Raw genomic sequence first — 16,232 nt, 5'->3', positions numbered from 1 at the left:
TTTCCTTCTCCTTTAGTTTCATTTTATTCATTTAACGTAGTAACAAAATAACTATCACCACTTGTTTTTACTTCCATTGAAAAGTTTGATTGGAACTCGTTTCCTTTCTCAAAATAGAAACGATACTTCCCTTGTAAAAGGTAATTCCCTTCTTTGTTTTTTACTGCATGATCCAGTTGTACATTGACCAATTCGCCGCCTTCTAATCCTTTTTCGTTAGAAATCAATGCCAATTTTTCATCGTTTTTGACATATAACTCAAAGAACCGTTTCACAAATGCTTCCAGCTTGATTTCTTCGCTTTCATTGACCGCTTGCCCAGAAGAATAAAAACGATTTTCCTGATAGTTCACAGAATTGGTATTCTTACTCTCAGAAAGATTCAAAAATTGAACACCATCAAGTACTTTTAAAACATTGTTTTGATAACTGACTGGAAAAGAAAGTTGACTACTTTTCCAATGGTCCCCTTCTGTAAAAGTTACCTCATAAAACAACCGATACATCGCTTGTGTTGTATCAATTTCTTCTAGTTTAATAAAGCGAACGTCTTTTGTTACTCGATTGGTAGACGTCGTTACAAATCCTAAATCAGACGCTTCCAAACCTTGTGCAAGAAAGTGATTGACGGAAGTCTCCCATTCGTTTCGTTTTTCTGGCGAATAAGTAAATAACCTTTCAATAAAATGTTGTCCCTCGTACTTCAATTGTTCCGTAGAAGACAAGGTTTGATTGACTTCGGTTAATAATGTTTCTGGATTCACTTGTTTTTTCACTGCTAAACGCGTTAATGTATCCACTCGTCCAAAGTTTAGGAGGAGCACGACACCCATTAACAGAAACAAACAAAAAAAAGTGCCTGAAAACACACTCATGGCACTTTTTTGCGAAAATTGGATCATTCGATCCGACGGTTCTGTTTTCTTTTTTTGAAACAAAAAACGTTTCTTTTTTTTCATTTCCTTCTGTTGTTTCGGTGGCTTAGTTTGGAACGCTTGTGGATTAAATTTTGCATTACTCATGAGAAATGCCATACCGTTCTAACAATAATTTCGGTATTTTGTCCACAATCACTACTTCATGGACGACCACACTTGCCCCCTCCAAAAAGGCAAGTGCTTCTTTGTAGGCATTTTGACTGTATTTTTTTGATAAAGCATGACAAATTTCTTGATAAAATAGTTGACTGCCTACCGAATACCAATTATTGTGTATCCGCCACAAAACGAACACACTGATTTGAATGGCTGGACGTAAAAAAGAAAAATTCTTTCCATAAGAAAGAGCCGTTTCTTTCTGTTTTTCTTCTACTTGATTTGTTGGTACTTCTTGTACCCCTCTTATTTCTTCTTGTCTTTCCATGACCTTCTCCTTTTCTTATTCTTCAAAAAGTTGTTGATTAAAGCTACTTCCCAAATTTTGCATAAATGTGATTTTTTTTGACACTGGATCAAAGTGTACGTCAAAAATATTCATGGCATTATTCCAGGAACTATCACCAATTTTATTGCGATACGTTACAACGACAAGTCCTTCAATGGTCGCATTTTGTGTGCTTTTTAGATACACTGAACATTTCTCTAATTCAGAAGATACCCCGTTTGAATCACCATAGGAAACACCTTCTTTGAAGTATTGCTTCATCAGTTTGTCAGAAAGATACGGTGCACAATTGTTTTTGCGTTCTTGAAAAGAGTCAGGTTCATAATTAAAAAGAACACCAAACGCTTCTGTCACTGTTTTTTGAAAAAGTTGAATGTTCCCTTTTTCTGTTGAATCATTGTTTTTCAATTCTTCATTTGCTTTTTTTAACGTCGTGACCTCGCTTTCTACTTGTTTAAGTTGTTCTTTGAGTGACGTTACAAGGGCTTCTTGTCCTTTCTTCACTTCTTCGAACTTGTTTATCTCCACCGTCAATTTCTCTTCTTTTGTGGTCAGCTGTTGCTTTTCATGAATAAGAAAAAATGTACTACCTACACCAAATATGAACAATCCGCCTACACAAACATAAATAAATCGTTTCTTCATTTGACACCTCTTATTTCTTTATCGGTCGAGCAAAACAAATGTCTCCACCGTTAAGCAAATACCCAAACGATAGATTGACTTGCCCTTCACCTACGCCGTTATTGTTCATTCCCCCTTGTTCGATTACTTTCGTAGAAAGTCCATGCCAATCTTCCGCTAAAACAGCTGTGTGTCCATCATTTCCCACACCAGAACCTAAGTTCACAATGATAATATCGCCAGCCTTTGCCTCGCTCTCAGGTATTTCTTGTAAATATTGCTTACTTCCTCTTGCGTCGCTCGTCATTGAGCCGGTAAACCACCCAACGTTCGCAGGTGTTTTATACCCTGCTTTCGTTAAAACAAGCCACACGAAACTCGAACAATCGGCATAACCATTTTTATCTGGATTTTCGAAACTACCAAATTGTGCCCGTTGCGGTTGTGAATAATGGAAATAACCAATCAGACTTTTGGCTACATTTAATACATTGCTATCGGAAGAACTGCTTGTTCCTGTTGTTTCAAGACAATAATCGGTCAAGTCTTTACTTCCTGCGTTTGCCCCATTTTCTAATGTAACTGAAGCGACGGGATCGCTGTCATTTTTTCCTAGTTTTGCATACCATTGGTTCGCAAAATTGATACGATTCCCCATCATTGGTATCCCTGCACGCTCAAATTTCACTTGCCAAAGTTCCGTTGCTTCCTCCACGCTTTTTGCTTGTAACGCAACTTGTGAAGCCTTTTCTGTTGTGTTTAGTTCATGAATCAAAAACTCAACTTGTACACCTAAATCTGACCACTCTTTGTTTCGCTCTTTGGCAAAATTTTTCAAAGCAGTCGTTCGTCCTGCCGTCCATTGTGCAATCCCATGCCCAGATAATGGATCGTTTGGTCGTTCAATCGCTGTTGGACTCATACTCGACTCTTGTTGAAAATTGCTTAACATACCCGCTAGACCTTCTAATGTCGTATTTGGAATATGTTTTTGTACTTCCTTTGCAATTTGAAGCCCGTTTGTCTCCATGCCTTGGTTCGTTAATGAGATAGTACTTGCGACAATTTCGGTTGGACTACAGTCGATTTCTTCCTCTTCAGAACCACTACTAATCAAAACTATCATAAACAGAAAACCAAACATACATAGTAATAGTGTGGGTAGACAACCGAACCCAAACCATAAAAGAAGCTTTTTCTTCATGTTTGATCCTTCATTCGCTTAGTTCATTTTTTGTTTTGCTTTTCTCTTGCGCCAAAAAGCAAAACAGCTGCCTGAAGCCAATAATCCACCAAGTGCTGTCACAACGATAGACACTTCTTCGCCAGTCTTAGGCAATACTTTCATTTTGCCATCGGACCCTTTCACCGCAATATTTCCGCTTGGAAGTTGTTCGACCTTGTCTGAAATGGGCGTCAAGCCATTTTCTGATTCTTTATAAGCGACACCATCAACGACGGAAACAATTTTTTCTCCTGAAGCTGTTTCAATTGGTGTACTTGGTGTTGGAATATGGGTTAATTCAGACGCATTATTTGTTTCAATTTGAACATTTTGTCCACCTGTTTGTTGGTTGCCAATACTTCCATCTGGTTTCACTACGACGTCCTGTACTGGAGGCGTAGTGTTCGTCCCCCCATTATTGATAGGTGGTGTCGTAGGAGGTGTTGTTGTTCCTTCATTGCCTCCTGGATTCGACGGCTTTTCTGGTGTCTCCGTGTTGCCACCATTTCCTGGGGTTTCCTCAACAGGTGGAACTTCAGGTGTTTCTTCCCCTCCGCCATTATCTGGATTTTCTGGTACTTCAGGCGTTTCTGTTCCTCCACCAGTATCTGGATTTTCTTCTGTTGGTGGAATCTCTGGAGTTTCAGGAGTTTCTGGAACTTCGGGCGTTTCTTCCCCTCCATCTGTCGGCGGTAAAACAGGTTCTTCAGGAACTTCAGGTGTTTCTTCTGTTGGTGGAATAATTTCTGTCGGTGGAACGGTCGGATCTCCTGGTGACGTAGTATCTGCATAGACACTTGTTCCTACCATACCTAGCAATACAGTTGCACTAAATAAGCTTCCTAAAATCATTTTTTTCATGTGTTTTTCCTCTTTTCTTTCTTATTGATTTATTTCAAAATCATCTAGTTCGGGAAGAGTGGAAACTAGATAATTTTTTCCCTGTTCTTCTAATTGAAAGGACACTTTTTTTGTTTCTTGTGTCTTTTTCTCTGTTTCCAATGTAACGATATACGCAATTTGCCAATGCTTGGCTTCTTTCTTCATTTCCCAGGATAAAATACTTTTGACTTTTTCCTTTTGAGGACTGATTTGTTTCGCAACTTTTTCCGCTAGAAACGATTGAAGCTTTTTCCTATACCGTTCTTCTTCCATTTCACCCGAATAATAATTCGTAATGAAATAACGACTAAACGTATCAATTTGTGGTTGTCTCGCAGCGAGTTCTTCCGCAAATGCAATGCGTTCTTGTAGTTGGTGTTCTTTTTTCGTTAGTTGTTCAAGCTCTCTTTGCGTTGAAAGTTGCATAATAAAAAGACCACAAGATACAACGACGATAAATCCAAACAAAAGCCATTGAAAAGACATTTTTTTCTTCTGAAGAGAGCCGTTGCTCTGTGTAAACGCTGTTTCTACAGAAGGTGGTGTTTTCTTTTCCTTTTTGATTTTTGTTGGTCGACGTTCGTTCTTTTGGTCTTTCTTTACTTGATAAAACTTCGGTAATTCGGAATTTAAGGTTTGAATAAAGGTTTGTGCTTCTTCACTTAATTGCCCATTTTCTGTTAAAGATTGTTCAATTAATGAAATCAAATGAAACTCTTCTACTGGAAAATCATACGAGCCTTCAAATACAGGAATTTCATGGTTTTCTATGTAGATTTCCAAGGTACACCAGCCAATTTCCGCTCGTGCCAATAGCTCTTCATTTTCTCTTTTCAATTGAATAAATGCCTTATCTAATGCAATTTTTTTATCTGTTAGTAAAGACATGTTATCAACTTCTCTAAATCGAATCATCATCATTAGTCAAACACTTCTTCCACCACTTCTACCGCATATACCACTTGAATAGGGTTATTTAAAGAAAACTTCACCCGATATTCTTGATTGTTCAAACTGACGATATAGCTATCCTCATCTTCAGCATAATAGGTATATTCGTTGCCTTTGACTTGAAAATATTTTTGGATCGCTTGTCTTTGTTGCCATTCTCCAATCTTTGGAAAATAGGCTAAATGATAGCCAAATAAAACGCCAATCCCTAATAAAACAATTCCTGTTACTATAATCATCTGGTTTCCTCCTGTACCTGTTTATCTTCTATTGACTCTTTTGTCGGTAAGCAATAAAGAACCAGTAACACAAGAGAGCCAATCGTTGGGACAAAATAGAAAAAAATAAATGCCCAATGAAACCCTGCGTCTCGTAACCGTCGAACGCTTAGAGAAAGAGACGGGACAAGAACTACTAAACAATACACAATCAATACGCCTATCAAACTAACAAGCATTATTTCAGAAGCATTCAACGCTCCTGCTAGTCCAATCACTATGCCTAAGCCAAACCCAATGAGGGCATTCATTAACGCAACGAGCCAATACTCTTTTCTTGTGGCTTTCTCTTTTTAATTAAAGCTATTCTTCCAAAATTTTTTATAATTTGTGATCATATCTTTGTCCTTTCTACTGTTTATTTTCGATTCTAGTTTCTTCTGTTTTGCTGACAATGAAACTTGCCATAAAAAAGGTTGCCAGTACACCACCAGCTAGAAATCCACTTACAAATGACAAAATCTATTCCTCCTTTCCATACATTTCACCTTAAAAAGGCAAAGTATAAACATGATAGATCTCATGTGCATACTTTGCCTTTTTGTACGAAATATGTTAACTCTCCAATCAATTACTGATTTTTAAATTCTTTATAAATAAAATAAAAATCGTTTGAGTAAAGAAATAAGTCAATGAAGACCCAAGCGATAAAAAATATTCCTAACACTATATTTAATAAACTACGTTCTAGATAGGTACGAGATTTCAAATTAAAAAACGAAAATGAGAGATACAAATATATCAAATATTTAAAAAGTAACCACATTTTCTATACCACTCCTTATCAAAAACAGCCTTATTCTTTAGAATAAGACTGTTTCTGGGTTGATTAATTTGTCTTTCGCTAAACTACGATCTAAGGCAAGTTCTAAATGCAAATGCGGACCCGTACTATTTCCTGTTGAACCCACATAACCAATAATTTGTCCTTGTTCAACTGTTTGTCCTACGTTCACACAATATTCCTGTTGGTGGGCATAAAGGGCAACACTTCCGTCTTCATGTTCAATCGTGACATAGTTTCCTGATAAAACATGATACGAAGCTTCTATGACCGTTCCTGCCTTGCTCGCAACGATTGGTTCTCCTTGATTAGCTGCCATGTCTAACCCTCTGTGGAATTCTTCTCCTCGCCAACCGAAGGAACTAGAAATTGAATAATTTTTTAAAGGCACCATATAGCCTTCTTTTGCGAGTGTTGGTCCAACCACTTCTTTATCAAACGTCGTTAACTCATACGTTTCTATCAGCCCATTTAATTTTTTGTCATACTGGGTATCTGTGGCGTATCTTCCTGTTAAAAATTTAGTCGCTTCCTGATAAGTTTTTGCCTTACTTTTCCAAACACCATCATAAAAAGAGGTATTTCCAACTAACCCTTCTTTTAACAGTTTGGCATAGTCTTTCAAGCTTTCTTCGTAGCTCTCATACTGCCGAAAGGTTGCTTGGGTCGTATAAAGTGTCCCATTGCCTAAATCTTCTTGTGTCGCAAAAGAGACGCCTTTTCCATTATGTGTGCCTTTAATCCCAAACAAATTATAATTGGGTGCTTGGGCTAACTTGCTTTGACCACTAGCTGATTCTAAAATCGCTTGGGCAATCATGACAGAAGCATATAAATCATTTTCTTGACCAATTTTACGAGCAGATTCACCGATTTTACGGATAAACGTTTCTACAGACGCGTCTTTTTCAAAATGAATCTTCCCTTCGGTATCTTGTATGCTAGAAGGGACTAATTCTTGTATCGGTGCGCTTGGTGCTTGATGATAGTTTTTTGCCTCTTCTGAAACGGTTGGTTGTGCCTGTGGTACTTCATTCATAGGTGCAGTCACACTCTGTTCAGGTGCCTTTTGTAGGCGTTCCATTTTTGTTGGCTGTTCCACTTCTATTTCTGTACTTGGTTTTTGAGGAGTCTGTGCGCTTTCATCAGAAGGGTGCTCATTTGGTTCTTCTGAAGGTTCCTCCTCAGGTTTTTGATTGTCTTCTGGTTTGTCCGGTTGATTCGGTGTTTCTGGTTGTTCTTCAGAACCGGTTGGTGGAACGTCCGTTTCTGGATTATCTGGTGTATCTATTGTATCTTCAGTCGGTGTTTCTGGTTGATTTTCTTCTACAGTGGAACTTGTTGTATTTTCTTCGGTGATCGTTGCAGATTGCGAATTTGTCGGTTGATTGTTGTTCTGTTCATTAGCCAAAACCGTTGGCGTATAGCCGAACACTTGACTTAGCAATAACAGAGCAGATAAACATTTACTCGTTTTCTTCACAAGATTGCCTCCATTCTCGAATCAATCATCTAGAGACAGCTGATTGCTGTCTCTAGTGATTCTTTAATTGCTTTGTTTCATTTTACGACGAACCAGAGCAGCCCCCACACCCACAAAAAGAAACAGTCCCAATGCAATTAACGCATCGTTCACTGTTTCTCCTGTTTTTGGTAAGCTTTGTTTTGGTGTACTCGTCGGCGTTTGTTTGACAGGTGTTGTCGGCGTTTCTTTTTGTACACCTTTTGCTGTCAATGTTTGTTTTTCATTCTTCAAATCAAAGTGACGTGCTTCTTCCTCTTTATGGTCTTTATCCTTATAGACAATATGAGTTGCGACCAATTTCTCCCCGTCTTTTAACGTGCCTGCTTTGTAGTCAAAGGATACTTTAAACTCTTCAGACGCTTTAGAAACTTTACGTGCAGTTTCTACCGTACCAACGACTATATCTTTTCCATTTTTATCAATCTTATGGAATTGCGTCACCCAGTATTTGGTTTCCCCTACCGTAGATTCTGGAAATTCTTGCGATACATGATCGATCAACTCTTGGCCTTTGTCTGGATCAAATGTTTGGTCGCCATTCACTGTAACAAAGCGTGTTTCGATTTTTGGTTCTTTCGCAGTCACTGTTTGATCTTTATTCGTTAAATCAAAATGACGAGCGAATTCTTCTTCCTCTTCTTTGTCGTTATAGACAATGTGAGTTGCGACAATCGTGTCACCGTCTGAAACCATGTCTGCTTTGTAGTTGAACGTCACATCAAATGTTTCTTTTTCATCGGTCACTTTTCGTGTTTCTTTTACTGTATCTAATACAGTGACTTTTCCATCAGCAGTAATTTTATGGAATTGCGTCACCCAATATTTCTCTGTCCCAACCGCAGATTTAGGGAATACTTGGGACACTTTATCCACTAATTCTTGGTCTTTTTTCGGGTTGAAATCTTTTCCACCTGTCGTTGTCATAAACAAAGTAGAAATTTCTGGTTGGTCTTCTTCTGGAACCACGATTTCTTCGTTTTTCACAGTAATTGGTTGTACTTCTCCGTCTTTGACCGTTACTAAAATCGTTTCTGCTTGTCCTGAAGCTTGACCATAGTTATCAGGGAACACAATTTCCGTAAATTTATACGTGCCATCTGGTAATTTTAGTTTTTCTGGTTCTTCTTTGGTTTCATACACAAAGGACACGTCTTTATTATGCGCAGTCATGCCTTCAATTAGGAATTTCGCTCCTGGCAGTTGTAAATGATTGATCGAATCGACTTTATTAAAGTCTACTTCACCCGTTTTTAACAAGTTGTCAATCACATCTAATTCAAACGTAAGCACAGGCGTCGTGTTATCGCCATAGGCCACAGAGAACGTGGTTTGTTCTTCAGAAGGTTGACGGTAATTGTCTGGCACATTCTTTTCGATCAATTGGTATTTGTTTTGATCGCCATTGTAGAATTTTTTGTTTGCTTTCCAGCGTCCGTCTTTGTCAGTTTTTACTGAATCCAAGACTTCTCCTTTTTTCACAAGGACTGTTTCTTTATCTGGCGCAGTAATATCTGTTTTGGCGATAATGTCAAATTCGATATTTTCTGCAGGAACGGTATCATAAACAGGTTTGCCTTGATTCCAGGATTCTTCCGCATTATACACTTCTTTGACTTTCTTTCCTTCTGGAATGAACTGTTGTAAGTCATTTTTTGCGGTTAACATCACTTCTTTGTTTGGTTCGATCGTTATCGTATGAGTTTGTTTGTCTAGAATATACCCAGCTGGTGCTTTGACTTCTTTGACGTCCAATTTATTTTGAACGTACTTCCCCTCTTTTTCATAGAATGCAGGGATATCTTTTAAGGCGATTTCCCCTTTGGCATCCGTTGTATATTGTTTAGTTTGTCCCGTATCATGGCGTTTAATTTCATATGTTACATTAGGGACTTTTTCCCCTGTGACAGCGTCTAGTTTGTTTAGCTTGAAGTCGCCATTTTTTAGCACTTTAATGTTTAGCTGAGCTCTATTAGGATCGGGAATATATAAACGTCCTAAAGTTTGCGCTTGCGGGTTAACATAAGCATAAGCAGCGCCTATTCCTCTATCATCTGCTTTGAAAGGACTTACTCTTACCATTCCATCGTTTGAATTATTATTTGCTTTAATAAACAAACTATTTCCTGATTTTCTTACTTGAACATTGGCAGTATTTACAGTTACTGCACCTACCCAAGCATTAAAATGCCCTTTTGTATCTTTTATTTCTACTTCTTCACCAACTTTTACTGTAACTGTCTGATTATGAAATGAAGGGACTTCTGTTAGTTCATTCATTCTACTATTTATATTTTGAGAAAAGGTATTAAAAGTACTTTCTCCTACTGTACCATAATTGACAAATGAACCACCTATTACATCCCAGACCATCATTTGAGTTAAAACATAATTGTCCATTGTCGGTTGAGAATAATATCCCAAATATCCGATATACGCCAACTTTTTACGCATGTTCGGATTTGAAATAATGGTGTTAAGATCAGAAACATCATAATTTATACCAACAGAAGTCAGCGTACCTTCTTGAATACAGAAGACATCTTCCCCATCAATTTGCCAGCGAACCATGTAATCATGAGTATACATGGTTCCCTCTGGAGTAATTCGAGTCATATTGATATCTCTACGACCATTTTCAGTCAACGTTAGATTGGTAGCACGCGTCTGTGCATTCTTTTCCAAGATTGCTTGCCATTCTTCAGATTCTTGTGCCAATCGTTCTTGTTCAGAAAAAGAAGTCGCATTTTGAATATCTTCAACGGTTATGAAGTATTTCTCATAATCTTCAGGGACCTCTTGAGTCATTACATTGGGAGGAGAAACATCTTCTGTCGCCTCCTGCGTAGTTGGCTCTTCTGTTGTTTCACTTGTGGTTTCAGTACTGATCGTTTCTTCACTACTTTGTGATTCTTCAGTCTTCATTACTTCTTCAGTAGAATTTGGTTCATTTATTGTTTTTGAAAATGCCGTTACAGTTCCTAACAAGGGGTTGAGAAATGTAACGAAAATTGCCAACCAGGTTAATACTCTTTTAAACATATTTTTTTCGTTCCTTTCGTTTTATTCTTTCTGTTTCACTTAGATAATTTCTTATGGACTTCGACATTTATTTAACATTTTTATCCTCCTTGAACAAAAAAAGCTAGAATTATTAATTCTAGCCCAGACTGTAGACAAACCTTATACAAATATGAGGTTTGTCTTTTTTCTATGTAATATTCTATGAATAATCGATAGATTAGGCAGTTTTCCTTTTGGAAAACGCCTCTTTTGCGCTCTGATCCTTTTTATTTTTGCTAGCTTTTTCATATTAAGACACGCAAAAGTAAGCCCAATTTTCATGTGCATTTTTTCAATTCCTATTTGATTGGTATAACGTAATCCGTGAAATTCTTTTGCTGTCCCAAAAATTCGTTCAATGGTTTCTTTTCTCTTTTTATAAAGTTCTTTGAACCAACTTTGATGGCGTATCTCTTCACAGGTTTCTAAAGCTTCAGCCCAAATATGTCTAGTGATTACTTTGGTATGATTTTTTGAGTTGGTACACTTAGATAAGAAAGGACAATTTTTACAATCCTTTGGATTGCTTTTGTATTCGATATATCCTTTACGATTGGTAGTGGTATAAGAGAGTATTTTATTATTGGGACAGATATAACAATTATAATAATCGTCATAAACATATTCATGTTTCTTGAAATAGCCTTTTTTAGTCATCGGACGTTTATATGGGAAAATTGGGGTCAATTTATGTTCGAGTAGTAATTGTGCAATTGCTGGTGTCTTATACCCAGCATCCATAATCAATTTTTCTAGGGGAAAAGCTCCTTTGAGCTTGTTAAACAAAGAAACAAACGTACGACTGTCATGAAAGTTCCCTGGGTGTGTAGTATAACCTAATATCCATCCATGTTTATCACACGCCACTTGTGAGCTATAGGCAAAAACTTCTTTGTGTTCACCTTTGTGAAACCAACCACTTTCAGGATCAGTCGTACTTCTTTTTTTCAAGGAGGTTTTACTTTCTGCGTTTGTTTCTTTTAAAGGCTTTTTTAAATGTTTTTCTCGATTCTTGGTGATTTCTTTTGTCAGCTTATCTGTATAAAAAACAGCTTGTTCCATTACTTCGACAGATTCTTTTTTGTTACGATTCGCATGTGCTTTAATATGCGTACTATCAATAAATACTTCCGAAGTATCTACGATACCTTCAGCAATACATTGTTCTAGAATTTCATAAAAAATTTTTTCAAAGAGATCTGTTCCTTTGAACCGTCGCGTATAGTTTTTACCAAATGTTGAAAAATGAGGAACAGGATCTTCTAAACTCAAACCTAAAAACCAGCGATAAGCGATATTCACTTCTATTTCTTTTATTGTTTGTCTCATACTTTTAATACCAAATAGATATTGAATCATTGGTAATTTAATTAGAAGAATAGGATCCAAGCTAGGACGTCCCTGGATTTCATCGTATTTCTCTTTAACCAATTCATAAATAAAGGAGAAATCAATACATTGATCTATTTGCCGCAATAAATGGTCCTGTGGGACCAAGTCTTCAAGAGAAAAGAAACCGATTTGTGCGCGTTTACTCATATCTTGTTTTGAGAGCATCTGGATACACCTCCAATTGATACTCTTATTTTAACGGATAAAAAAAGACAAAGCACTAAAAACTAGTACTTTGTCTACAGTCTGAGCTAGAATTATTAATTCTAGCCTTCTTCTCTATCTACATTTTTAATAAAAATCAACTGTATATTTTGTTGTTCCGTCACTATAAATAATTGGCCCCCCAACAAAACATGTATAGCCTTGAGCTAACCATTCACTGTTAGGATCATCTAATTGAGCATTTCCCCAAGCAGTTGCTTCTCTACAGTATCAAAGATCATACCGCTATTTCCAACTTCACCTGCGACTATTGTTAGCTCTTCAGGTGTCGTTGTGCCACTATTGTTTTCTGGTGTACTTGGCGTTGTTGTGTCACCAGTTGTTCCTGTTTGATCTCCAGCTGGTGTTGTTGGCGTCGTTGTATTTGACTGTCTACTTGATTTCGTTGAAAGGCTAAATCTAAACGTGACCGAAAAACCATAAATGCAATTTTCGCTTTATCAGACAACGAACGATATTTATCGCTTGTAATAAATACCTTTGGAAATTGATAGTATAATTCATTGTATTTACGAGTTGCGGTAAATCTCTTTGTAACCATCTTTTACACCTCATCTTGCCCATGAATTAAGAAAGAATTTTGGTATTGATAGCTATGAACAACTTCCATTGTAGCGATCAATTCTTTTAGATAAATTCAACCGAATTCAACTGTCAGTATGTCGTAATCTTTTAATTCATTTCTGATTTCTTCAATTTCTTCTTCAGATACATTGAGTAAAATTGCTAAATCTTGATTAGTATAAAAAATATAGACATGTTTCTTTTCATCAATCCGTTTTTCAATTAAGGATTCTTCTAAATACTCATTCAGTAAGCTATAAGCATATTTTGCTTGCGCAGACATCGCGTAATATTTCAACGAATTTACAAAAATAATTTTGGCATATGAAAAGTTTCTTGTGTCAGCACATCTGTTGCGCGAAATTTATTTTTTTACATATTTTTTTCCTCCTAGAAAAACGCGCAAAAAAACTCTGCATAAATCGAATTACGCAGAGTTCTTTACTATTATTCAGTTTCAATTTTATCACTAAACAATTTGAGCACCAGCAAATCACTTAATCAGAAATAATGAATTATTATTCATATCTGGCCAATCTTTTTTTTGATCCACATACTAAATTATTTCGCTGTTTTTTCAATTTAATCTGTTTATAATCAAATCCAATTTCACTCATCAGTTCTTCCCACGTTTTATTAGTACGTCTCATAATTGTATACACAGAAGGAAGGCGTTTTGATTTTGAATTACTCTGAAATTTTGTCATAGATAAATCATCTTGCATATTGAGTTTAATTATTTCATTTCTAAGCTCAAATAGTATTTCAAAATTTGTTAACCCTTTGTTTTCTTTCTTTTTAAAAAGAAAACAAATATCTCCCAGTCTATTCTTTAAAGTACTTAAACAGGGAACATCTTTTCCAACCGATTTTTTTTCATATGCACGTTGTGATTGTATTTTTTCTGATTTAATAAATATTTGAGCTACTTTTATTAAATCATCTGTTTGCATTTTAGCCCATTTTCCATATCCAATAGTTTCTGCACCAATGCTATTCAACAAATTCTTCCAAGAACCATATTTATTGATAATAAACCACATACTCGGAGCTGAATTAGGATATTCAGATAATTTTTTTTGATATTGCCGACTAGATTTAATCTCATGTTTTTCAATAAATTGGCTAATTGTTAAAATCAGTTTTAAATCACTTTGATTCTTCCAAATAATACGTTTATCATTTTTCATTACTAAAAAACTCCTAAAATTATTTAAATAGAATCCCATCATATTACCTTTTTAGCAGAAAAGTACATGTTTTGCCTTTTTCTAAAAAAGTAGACCTTTTTAGCAACTCGGGTTCAAAAATTGCTAATTTCGGTAAATGTTTTGGTATTTTTCGTATTAAATTTGTCGTCAAAATGACTACAAAGATTTGCCCTATTATGACGATAATGATAGTCAAAATGGGACAATTCAGGGCAATTTAGGACAATATTAGAAAAAACCATCCAAAACAGCTTAAAATTATGATAGAGAAAAAAGAAAAAGTCCTTGATATACAAGGACTTTTCACAAATTTCAGATTTCCAAGGAAGTTTTCCGTGTTTATCTTCTAATTTCTTTGATACGAGCTGCTTTTCCGTGTAATGCACGTAAGTAGTACAATTTTGCACGACGTACTTTACCGTAACGAACAACTTCGATTTGTGCAACACGTGGTGTGTGCAATGGGAAGGTACGTTCAACACCTACACCGTTTGATACTTTACGAACTGTATAAGTTTCGCTGATACCAGCACCGCGGCGTTTGATGACAACACCTTCAAATAACTGGATACGTTCGCGAGTTCCTTCGACAACTTTCGCGTGAACGCGAACAGTGTCCCCAGGACGGAAAGCTGGGATGTCCGTACGTAATTGTTCTTGAGTTAGTTCTTGAATCAATGGATTCATGTTTATCATTCTCCTTATTCCCAAACATTCTTAAAGCATGAAAGCTCCAGCGGAACATCGTAATAGTTGAGTTTACACTCACTGAAACATCTTACCACAGTCGACCACAGGCTGTAAAGAGAATTTTCTTGTCATCGCGCAGAATATCAAAAAAACTGGCACTATTTTAGTTGCCAGCTTTCGCTTCTTCTTCAATTTCTTTTAAAAGCTTCTGCATTTCTTCCGTCAACGGATAATTTTCTAGCATATCAGGTCGGCGCTGAAAGGTGCGGCGCAATGATTCTTTTAATTGCCACTGCTCGATCAATTTATGATTGCCATTCATCAAAACTTCTGGTACTTTCATGCCTTTAAACTCTGCTGGGCGTGTATATTGCGGATGTTCTAATAAACCAGTGGAATGAGAATCGGTTTGTGCGGAGGTTTGATTGCCTAAAACTTCTGGTAATAGTCTGACCGTCGCATCGATCATGACCATTGCACCCAATTCGCCGCCAGTCAAGACGTAATCTCCCAGTGACACTTCATCAGTGACCAATGAACGGATTCGTTCATCATATCCTTCATAATGACCACAAATGAAGACGAGGTGCTCTTCGGTAGAAAATTCTTCTGCCATCTTTTGATCAAAAGGTTTCCCCGCTGGGTCTAAAAGGATCACGCGTTTCTTCGTTTCTGGTGCTGCTTCTTCGATCGCTTTGATATTGTCATAGACAGGTTGGACTTTTAATAACATTCCTGCTCCGCCACCATAAGGATAGTCATCCACTGTTTGATGTTTGTTGTCGGAATAGTCACGGAAATTTGAGACGTTGATTTCTAACAGTCCCTTTTCCCTTGCTTTGCCAATGATTGATTCTCCTAGAGGACCTTCGAACATTCGCGGAAATAGTGTCAATACATCAATTCTCATCGTCTAACAACCCCTCTGGGATTTCCACAGTGACCTGACCATTTTCAAGATCGATCGTGTGGACAACCGACTCGATATAAGGAATCAAGGCATCCTTCTTCCCTTTTCGTTGAACGACCCAAACGTCATTGGCACCTGGTGAAAGGATCTCTTTGACTTTACCAATGATTGTGCCATCTTCTTCGACGACTTCCAGACCAATAATTTCATGGTAGTAAAACTCATTTTCTGCTAAATTCACCAAATCATCCTTGGTAACTTTTAAAATGCCGTTACGAAACGGTTCAACATCGTTAATATTGGGATAGCCCTCAAACGTCACTAAATCAAAGTTTTTGTGTTTGCGATGACCTGAAACAATCAATGTTATTGGCTCTTTATTTTCACGAAAAAGTGTCAATTCGGCCCCTTTACGGTAGCGTTCTTCTGGAAAATCCGTTTGTGATATCACACGTACTTCTCCACGGATTCCATGTGTATTGACGATTTTTCCTACGTTTAAATATTCTGTCACGTTCGTTCCCCATT

The 16,232-nt window shown here is 36.9% G+C and carries 16 protein-coding genes and 1 pseudogene; all 17 read right to left on the bottom strand.

The annotated features are described in order from the left end of the window. Positions 1-23: 23 nt before the first annotated feature. The 17 genes and pseudogenes from IGJ01_RS04685 to rimM all read right to left on the bottom strand — a co-directional run bounded on the left by IGJ01_RS04685 (position 24) and on the right by rimM (position 16,218). Positions 24-959, bottom strand: a complete 936-nt coding sequence (locus IGJ01_RS04685; protein WP_430601461.1) for a conjugal transfer protein — start codon at positions 957-959, stop codon at positions 24-26. A 55-nt stretch (positions 960-1,014) separates the two neighbouring features. Continuing rightward, on the bottom strand, positions 1,015-1,362 hold the full coding sequence (locus IGJ01_RS04680; protein ID WP_430601460.1) for a hypothetical protein: 348 nt from the start codon (positions 1,360-1,362) through the stop codon (positions 1,015-1,017). 15 nt (positions 1,363-1,377) lie between these two features. Next, the gene (locus tag IGJ01_RS04675) at positions 1,378-2,028 is read right to left on the bottom strand and encodes a hypothetical protein (protein WP_430601459.1); all 651 of its coding nucleotides are present in this window, start codon (positions 2,026-2,028) and stop codon (positions 1,378-1,380) included. Between the two features lie 10 nt (positions 2,029-2,038). Further along, the gene (locus IGJ01_RS04670; protein ID WP_430601458.1) at positions 2,039-3,211 is read right to left on the bottom strand and encodes a phage tail tip lysozyme; all 1,173 of its coding nucleotides are present in this window, start codon (positions 3,209-3,211) and stop codon (positions 2,039-2,041) included. A gap of 18 nt (positions 3,212-3,229) precedes the next feature. After that, positions 3,230-4,093, bottom strand: a complete 864-nt coding sequence (locus IGJ01_RS04665; protein ID WP_430601457.1) for an LPXTG cell wall anchor domain-containing protein — start codon at positions 4,091-4,093, stop codon at positions 3,230-3,232. 21 nt (positions 4,094-4,114) lie between these two features. Beyond that, positions 4,115-5,002 (bottom strand): hypothetical protein, encoded by an 888-nt coding sequence (locus tag IGJ01_RS04660; protein WP_430601456.1) that lies wholly within the window; start codon positions 5,000-5,002, stop codon positions 4,115-4,117. A gap of 32 nt (positions 5,003-5,034) precedes the next feature. After that, a complete protein-coding gene (locus IGJ01_RS04655; protein WP_430601455.1) occupies positions 5,035-5,304 on the bottom strand; it encodes a hypothetical protein in 270 nt (89 codons plus the stop codon). After that, a pseudogene (locus tag IGJ01_RS04650) lies at positions 5,301-5,621 on the bottom strand (DUF805 domain-containing protein); the annotation flags it as partial. The pseudogene IGJ01_RS04650 and the gene IGJ01_RS04655, both read right to left, overlap by 4 nt. Before the next feature lie 525 nt (positions 5,622-6,146). After that, entirely contained in the window at positions 6,147-7,610 is a 1,464-nt protein-coding gene (locus IGJ01_RS04645) for a glucosaminidase domain-containing protein (protein ID WP_430601454.1), read from the bottom strand. 63 nt (positions 7,611-7,673) lie between these two features. Next, positions 7,674-10,691, bottom strand: a complete 3,018-nt coding sequence (locus IGJ01_RS04640) for a SpaA isopeptide-forming pilin-related protein (RefSeq protein WP_430601453.1) — start codon at positions 10,689-10,691, stop codon at positions 7,674-7,676. Between the two features lie 141 nt (positions 10,692-10,832). Then, complete coding sequence (locus IGJ01_RS04635) at positions 10,833-12,269, bottom strand: IS1182 family transposase (RefSeq protein ID WP_196044744.1); 1,437 nt, start codon at positions 12,267-12,269, stop codon at positions 10,833-10,835. A 313-nt stretch (positions 12,270-12,582) separates the two neighbouring features. Beyond that, positions 12,583-12,870, bottom strand: a complete 288-nt coding sequence (locus IGJ01_RS04630) for a replication initiator protein A (RefSeq protein ID WP_430601452.1) — start codon at positions 12,868-12,870, stop codon at positions 12,583-12,585. 96 nt (positions 12,871-12,966) lie between these two features. Continuing rightward, on the bottom strand, positions 12,967-13,176 hold the full coding sequence (locus IGJ01_RS04625) for a replication initiator protein A (protein WP_430601451.1): 210 nt from the start codon (positions 13,174-13,176) through the stop codon (positions 12,967-12,969). 235 nt (positions 13,177-13,411) lie between these two features. After that, complete coding sequence (locus IGJ01_RS04620) at positions 13,412-14,083, bottom strand: hypothetical protein (protein WP_430601450.1); 672 nt, start codon at positions 14,081-14,083, stop codon at positions 13,412-13,414. A gap of 360 nt (positions 14,084-14,443) precedes the next feature. Further along, positions 14,444-14,791 (bottom strand): 50S ribosomal protein L19, encoded by a 348-nt coding sequence (rplS, locus tag IGJ01_RS04615; RefSeq protein ID WP_002357176.1) that lies wholly within the window; start codon positions 14,789-14,791, stop codon positions 14,444-14,446. Positions 14,792-14,957: 166 nt separating this feature from the next. Continuing rightward, positions 14,958-15,704, bottom strand: a complete 747-nt coding sequence (gene trmD, locus IGJ01_RS04610; protein ID WP_005237230.1) for a tRNA (guanosine(37)-N1)-methyltransferase TrmD — start codon at positions 15,702-15,704, stop codon at positions 14,958-14,960. Then, positions 15,694-16,218: a ribosome maturation factor RimM gene (rimM, locus tag IGJ01_RS04605; RefSeq protein ID WP_087664384.1), complete on the bottom strand. Its 525-nt coding sequence runs from the start codon at positions 16,216-16,218 to the stop codon at positions 15,694-15,696. Before rimM ends, trmD begins: the two co-directional genes overlap by 11 nt. Positions 16,219-16,232: the final 14 nt, after the last annotated feature.

Origin of the sequence: Enterococcus sp. AZ089, from assembly GCF_050547225.1 — a bacterium.
Lineage (GTDB): Bacteria > Bacillota > Bacilli > Lactobacillales > Enterococcaceae > Enterococcus_D > Enterococcus_D entomosocium.
The sequence above is the reverse complement of the archived record's forward strand: the minus strand, read 5'-3'. Positions and strand labels throughout refer to the sequence as shown.